This is a genomic window from Streptococcus sp. 53 (assembly GCF_013276565.1).
Taxonomy (GTDB): domain Bacteria; phylum Bacillota; class Bacilli; order Lactobacillales; family Streptococcaceae; genus Streptococcus.
The window spans coordinates 26,806-33,942 of the sequence record NZ_VMLG01000034.1 but is presented as its reverse complement, the minus strand read 5'-3'; the positions used below and the strand labels follow the sequence as shown (position 1 = coordinate 33,942).

The window sequence follows — 7,137 nt, the reverse complement described above, 5'->3', positions numbered from 1 at the left end:
TTTTATTATGAGAAGACTTTTACCCAGTATCTTTTATTGGTGATAATCTCTCAATAGCGCCTCAAACTCAGCGACAGTCATTCCCAATTGCTGACTTGCAACCTCAGCGGTTAAAAGATGCTGGCGAACGAGATTTACTAATCCTTTTTTCAGTCCTTTCTCCTCCGCTTGTTCCAAAGCATAGTCCTGAGCTAACAATGCCTGTTCTTCTCGCATACGTAGTTGACTAAACATTTTCCTGTCCTCCTCGGACCAGCTTTTGTAGTCCAGTAGTTGATCTGCCTGGCTGATGGCTCGCTCGGGTTCTTGAGTAAAGGGTTTATTCCCGAAAAACTCCAACCATGGTTTGCGAATGCTATCTTTGCTGGTTTCTCTATATTTTTTTAATTCCAAGAATGCCATCTTGACTAGATGGTTTTCTTGTCCATTAGTTGTGATGGTTAAGACTTCACCTGTCGTGTCCTCGCGCATACTAAAGCTATGAAAAGCCAAATCATCTGAGAAGTAATTACTATCTACGATAGCAATAGCATATACTGGTGCGATGTGTTTATAACTCTGATGTGTATCACCTTCTCGTTGGCGAATTTTTTCAAGATTTTGATTGACCTGACTGCACAAGTAAGCCCACAGACGATTGATGAAAAAATTCTGATGATGAACTTGAATCTCAATGATTACTTGAGTGCCATTATCTAACTCCGCCAAAACATCTATACTTGTATAGAAGTCCTGTGCCGAGTAGGGCAGGGAAGGTAAGACATGAATGTTACTTCCCTCCAAAATCGTCACATTTTTGGCTGGTAAATCCAACATATCGCGAATAAATTGACAAGTGATCTCTGGATTGCTAAAGATTTTCTTAGCAACCAAGTCGTTGGTTGGGCTAATGCCCGGATGTCTGAGAATCATCCTTTTCCTCCTTTTATTATACCACAGTTTTAAATCTAAGTTTACTAGATTCTATGGTTCTATCTATTTATTCGGAAAAGAAAGGGAAAAGTTTAAAAATAGTAAGGCTGTTTGCTTGTAAATCAGTTGGGTTTCTTTTTTCTCCGTCGCTACTACACTTAAATTTTATAGGCTCTTGAAGTCAAAAAATCTTCTATTTCCGTATAACACAGTCCCTTATGTAACTGACTCTTGGATATGGACGTATTACTATATTTCTTGGGTAGACTATCGATATAAAAGTGACTTTTGACGTTTGTGGACTGATGAAGGGCTCCTAGCTTAGCTTTGATCTCAGTAAAAAGAGTCGTCTATATCCTAATCTGCCATTCGTAAAGTTTGAAATTTACAGCCGACTGGTGTATAATATTTAGATGAAATTGTATTCTATTATGTAGAAATAGTAGAATATATATATATATATATATATATATGGAGGCGGGCATGAATAGTCCAGAAAAACAATTAAAATACAGTATACGAAAAGTAAGTGTCGGTGCAGCTAGTGTTGTCATTGGGGCACTCTATCTTTTGATGGGAGCTGGGATTGCTCATGCTGAGGGTGTGGACTCAGATAAGGGAGCTGAGAGGACTGCAAGCTCGGTAGATCCAGGACAGCCTGGAACTGGAGAGCCAGAAAACAAGACTGACCTCAGTCATACTGATGCAGCAACAAACACCTATAATGCTCCCGTAGCTGAAAATCCGCTAGTAACTCCAGAAAGTACGAAACCTCGTACTCGTAGTAAAAGAGAATTATCTGATGGGGATACAGGAGAGACACCAGCTGGCGCTACAGGAACTGAATCAGAGCCGACTTCTGGAAATGATGGAGGTTCAGACACAGCAGATACTGATCCAGATTTACTGGATGCCAATCGTAAGGGTGATACAGTAAAAGAACACCAGCCCGGGGTCATTGTGCCTAAAGATAGAGAAACGGGTGGGGATGATAAGAATGCCAACCTGAAATTTGATACTCCTAAGGAAAATCTGACTCTCGAAGAATTATGGGATATTGTAAAAAATATGCCAGACGACTTCCAAAATAATGAACGTTCTTACTTGCGTAATATGAACACCCTTGGGGATGCTCTGAACTTAAAACCGGGTGAAATCCGAGAACTCCATGATTTTGGTGGTTGGAGTGCCATTGATAAAGAAGGAACCAAAGGTAAATTCGTTATCGGTAGAAAGAACGAACAAGGTTACTTCACAGGTTGGTATAAGAAAGAAGATGGTACGATTGAACAAGGTGGTATGCTTGGCGGGGATGCTTTAGACAACATCTATGTACACGAGCAAGCCTTAGACCGTCGTTTCAGGTATATGCTCATGCTTGTTAAAGGACGTACACGTGCCAATCGTGACGAGAAGGTTTCGGATAATACAGATTATGATCCTAAATCTCAAAATGAACGTGCAGGTAAGAACTCCACCGAGTATAAAAACCTCCCATTTTTAATAAGAGATAAATATAATAAATATTCTCCAGGTGTCGTTGGATATAATGGGATAGAAAAGCAGTTTACTGCCTTTTCTCCTGCCTTCGGAAGCCGTGTTCGTGTGGAATTTGTAACAGGATATATCTCAGATATTAACGGTTCTAAAGGAACCTATCGAGTAGTCATTAAAACTAAGAATACTGCTGGTCAAGAGAATACGGTATACGATCAAACCATTCACCGTATAGCCGAAATCGTTCAAAACGAAGAGTTGTATAAGAAAGGTTTAAATGTAGAACTGGCGCACAAAACTGTTTTGAAGTTTTTTACAGATGAGTTGAATTCCCGTGTTAATAAAATTCGTAATGAGAAAATAAAATTTACTCCATTACACCGTAAATCCAAAAGAGATTATACAGAAGAAGATACCAAACTGTACAATCAATTGGAAGCAGAAGCTACGGAAGAAGCTAAAAAACAAGGCGATATTGTATTAAATGTTACGGAAGACTTCTTAAGTATAGAAAAATCAAAAGAAAGAGATTCAGAGTGGAAGAAAACTTTTACAAACACATCGCAGTCAACTACAAAGCTAGCAAACGAATTAAATAATTTATTGAAAGAGGCTGATAAAGATACGCCTAATACCCCAACTTGGCTAAACTCATCAAAAGATTCTCAATCTAAAGCTGATGACAGAGCATATAGATTACTCACTACTCTTATACCAGGTGCTAAGAAAATTATCTATCATGTTAAGGATGATCAGCTAGAAGTTGAAACAGATAAATACACCTATACTGCCGCTAGAAATGGTAGTAAGGAAGCAGGTATTCAAGGGTCAAATATAGAAGCAACTGAAAGTGCAGAGACATATAGTGTTGATTCCCGAACCTTTGATAGAGAGAATACAAATACAAAAGCAAATAACCTTAATAATGGTTGGGCTAGATCGGATTCTGAAGAGTTCAAACACTTCTCACACTTTGTAGGGGTAGATAAAGGGATTGTGCGAACGAAGGTACTGACTGATAAAGAACTATCTGATAAGATTAAGGACGCAGTGGGTCCTGGAGATAGCAATCTAGGAAAAGGTGGCTACTTCTCTACTGGGGATGTTTTATTAGGAAAAGATGTTGTTTCTTATACCGTACAAGTATTTTCAGAGAATAATGAAAGAGTAGGGGTAAACCCTCAAAGTCACCGTGTTCAGTATAATCTCCCAATTCTAGCTGACTTTTCAGTCATCCAAGATACTGTGGAACCATCACGAAACGTTGTTGAAAAAATCATTCCAAAACTAAATATTCCCGAAGAAGAGAAAAAGAAAATAACCGAAAAAATCAAGGAAAAGAAGAAAACCTCAGAATTGGCAGACCTAATCTCAGGAAATGTGAAAGTTCGCTATGTTGATGAACAAGGGCGTTTGCTATCATTGAAAAATGATACTGGAATTGGAGAAAAAGAAAGTGACGGAACCTACATTACCAATAAAAAACAACTGATTGGTACGAGTTATGATGTCACAGATAAAAAACTCAGTAGCATGACTACTACTGACGGAAGATATTATACTTTTGAAAAAGAAGCTACAGATTCTGCAAGTTTAACTGGGAATATTGTAAGCGAAGGTAGAACAGTGACCTTAGTTTATAAAGAAAGCGAAGCGCCGGCAGAAGTAGATGCAACCAGAACAGTTAAGAGAACAATTACCTATGTAAAAGAAGATAATGTGAATGGAACTATAAAAAGAACGGTTCTTGAAAAACAAACGAAAGAAAATACAGTCACATTCACAGGAAAAGAAGTAACTGATACAGAGCATAATACGGTATCTTACAAGGACTGGACAAGCACAAATAGTAAATTCCCGAAAGTAGATACACCAGTACTAGAAGGTTATATCGCAGATATAGCAAGCGTAGGAGAAGAAGAAGCAACAGCGCCAACTTCAACTGGTGAGGTGACTAATCTAACGAAAGAAGTTGTTTACACGAAATTAGGAAGTTGGGTACCAAACTTACCGAAAGGTGTAACACCACCTGAAGGAACAGATATGACACCAAAACCATATCCAAACGATCCAAACGATCCAACAAAACCTAAATATCCTGATTATCCGACAACACCAGGAAATCCAGGAGAAACACCAAACCCTCAACCTGATACCCCAGGAGGCGGAACTCCTGAAAAACCAAAAACTCCACCAGTAATTCCATATGTACCTGGATACACACCAAAAATCGGAGACAAACCGTTGGAACCAGTTGATCCAAATAATCCAGAAATTGGATACAAGGTACCACCGATTCCAGAAACACCAGAAAACGATACGCCGATTGAGTATGAAAAAGATCCTCAAAAAGCTGTAGTGAAGGTGTTCAACACAACAACTGGAACCGAGGTAGAATTACCAGAAGAGAAAGTAGAACTTTCAGGTAAAACAGGTGAACCAATTCCTGCAGATTCAGTAATAACTAAGATTGCAGAGTTGGAAAAACGTGGATATACAGTAGAAAACAAGGAACCATTGAAAGGTGCAACATTCGATAAGAATAAAGACCCTGAAAATGGAGATCCAACTCAAGTATTCAAATTACTTGTTAAGGAACGTACTGTAGAAGTAACAACACCACCAACTCCAAATACACCGGTTGACCCTAATATTCCAGACGGACCAAAATGGCCAGAAACTGGATTAGCAAAATCTGACTTAGAAAAAGAAGTAACACGTACAATTACTTACGTTAAGAAAGAAACTGCGGATGGACCAGAAATAGCGGATGCGAAACCAACTGTAAAACAAACAGCCCACTTCAAACGTAGTGCGACATATAATGCAGTTACAGGAACAATCACATACGGAAATTGGGAAAGTGCGGATAAAGAATTAGCAAAAGTAGACACACCTGAATTAACAGGCTATGTAGCAGACAAAGCTTCAGTAGATAAAGTGGAAACAAATGTAGATTCGACAGGATTAGATCAAAAAGTAGTTTATACTAAACTAGGAAGTTGGGTGCCAAGATTACCAGAAGGTGTAACACCGCCGACAGGAACAGATATGACACCTAAACCATATCCAAACAATCCGACAGATCCAACTAAGCCTGGTGATCCAACGGATCCTAATACACCAAATGTACCGGTAATTCCATATGTACCTGGATACACACCAAAAATCGGAGACAAACCGTTAGAACCAGTTGATCCAAAACATCCAGAAAATGGATATAAGGTGCCACCAGTACCAACAGAACCTGGTCAGGATACACCGATTGAGTATGTAAAAGACGGACAACAAAAAGCAATCACAAGCTTCGTAGATCCAAAAGGAAATGTATTAGAAACACCAATCACAGAAACAGGAGATTCAAATACACCATTAACAAAAGACGGTGAAATCAAAGCAACAATTGCGAAATTAAAACTAAAAGGATATGATGTTGAAACTAACACTTATCCACCTAAGGGTACTTTTGATAACGATCCTAAGGTTGATCAATACTTCAAGGTGACATTAACACCACGTGTTAAACCAGTGAAACCATTTGATCCAACAGATCCGAAAGATCCAAATAAACCAGTACCAGGACAACCAATCGATCCAGATACACCAGTAGATCCAAATAATCCAAATGATCCAACAATTCCAAGATGGACAGAGGACTTAATCAACAAACTAGAAACTACAAAACAAGTAACACGTACAATTAACTATGTTGACGAAGAAGGAAACAAACTTTCTGAACCATCAACAGACAAAGTTACATTCACACGTGAAGCTAAGATTAACGTAGTAACAGGTGAGATTACTTATGGAGATTGGAAAGCAGTTGGTGGAGATAGTACATTTGATAAAGTATCATCACCAGTAGTTAAAGGTTACATCCTTAAAGATTCAGCTCAAAAAGAAGTTGCTGAAAGAAAAGGAATAACACCAACTGTTGCAAATCAAACGATTGAAGTGGTTTACAAGAAACTTGGTTCATGGGTACCAAAAGTGCCAGGTGTAGAAACACCAACGCCACTACCATATCCAAACGATCCGACAGACCCAACTAAGCCTGGAGAACCAGAATATCCACAGCCAGGAACACCAGTTGAACCAAATACACCAGTGATTCCATATGTGCCAGGTTATACACCTAAGACACCAGATGGAAATCCATTAGTACCAGTTGATCCAGAACATCCAGAAAATGGATACAAGGTACCACCAGTACCAACAGAGCCTGGTAAGGATACACCGATTGAGTATGTAAAAGTTCCAAATACACCTAGTCCGGAAGAACCGGTAAAACCAACTCCAGAAAGTAATCATATTACAATCTGGGTGGATGAAAATGGTAAGCCATTGAAACCAGAAAAACCTGGAACTCATGAGCCAGGAAATATTCCTGGATACAGATATATTACAACTGTAACGAAGGATGGTGTTACAATTCATAGATTTGAAAAGATAACACCAGTAGAGCCTAATAATCCTGTTCCACAGAAACCGACCACACCGATTCCAACTCCACAAGATCCGACTATTCCAACACCAGAAAGTCAAATTCCAACTCCAAACACTCCAGAAGCAAATACTCCGACTTCTGAGACAAATAGAAGAGAGGAATTGCCAAACACAGGTACAGAAGCTAATGCTACCTTGGCTAGCGTTGGTATCATGACCTTGTTAGCTGGTCTAGGACTAGGATTCTTCAAGAAAAAAGAAGATGAAAAATAAAGCTCTTTA

The 7,137-nt window shown here is 38.9% G+C and carries 2 protein-coding genes and 3 pseudogenes; 4 read left to right on the top strand and 1 reads right to left on the bottom strand.

The features are described from left to right. Window positions 1-33 precede the first annotated feature (33 nt). On the bottom strand, window positions 34-912 hold the full coding sequence (locus HT722_RS08930) for an Rpn family recombination-promoting nuclease/putative transposase (protein ID WP_173278701.1): 879 nt from the start codon (window positions 910-912) through the stop codon (window positions 34-36). A gap of 471 nt (window positions 913-1,383) precedes the next feature. On the opposite strand from HT722_RS08930, the pseudogene HT722_RS10690 reads away from it, so the two are divergent. The 4 genes and pseudogenes from HT722_RS10690 to HT722_RS10680 form a co-directional block, all read left to right on the top strand. Then, window positions 1,384-1,500, top strand: a pseudogene (locus HT722_RS10690) (YSIRK-type signal peptide-containing protein); the annotation flags it as partial. A gap of 1,759 nt (window positions 1,501-3,259) precedes the next feature. Next, a pseudogene (locus HT722_RS10320) lies at window positions 3,260-4,068 on the top strand (MucBP domain-containing protein); the annotation flags it as partial. 30 nt (window positions 4,069-4,098) lie between these two features. Then, window positions 4,099-4,299: pseudogene (locus HT722_RS10685) on the top strand (hypothetical protein); the annotation flags it as partial. A 153-nt stretch (window positions 4,300-4,452) separates the two neighbouring features. Continuing rightward, on the top strand, window positions 4,453-7,128 hold the full coding sequence (locus HT722_RS10680; RefSeq protein WP_275690592.1) for an LPXTG cell wall anchor domain-containing protein: 2,676 nt from the start codon (window positions 4,453-4,455) through the stop codon (window positions 7,126-7,128). Window positions 7,129-7,137 lie beyond the last annotated feature (9 nt).

What these genes read in the sequence shown, in the direction of transcription:
- HT722_RS08930 (WP_173278701.1), bottom strand. Translation starts at nt 912, where the DNA reads ATGATTCTCAGACATCCGGGCATTAGCCCAACCAACGACTTGGTTGCT.
- HT722_RS10680 (WP_275690592.1), top strand. Translation starts at nt 4,453, where the DNA reads ATGACACCAAAACCATATCCAAACGATCCAAACGATCCAACAAAACCT.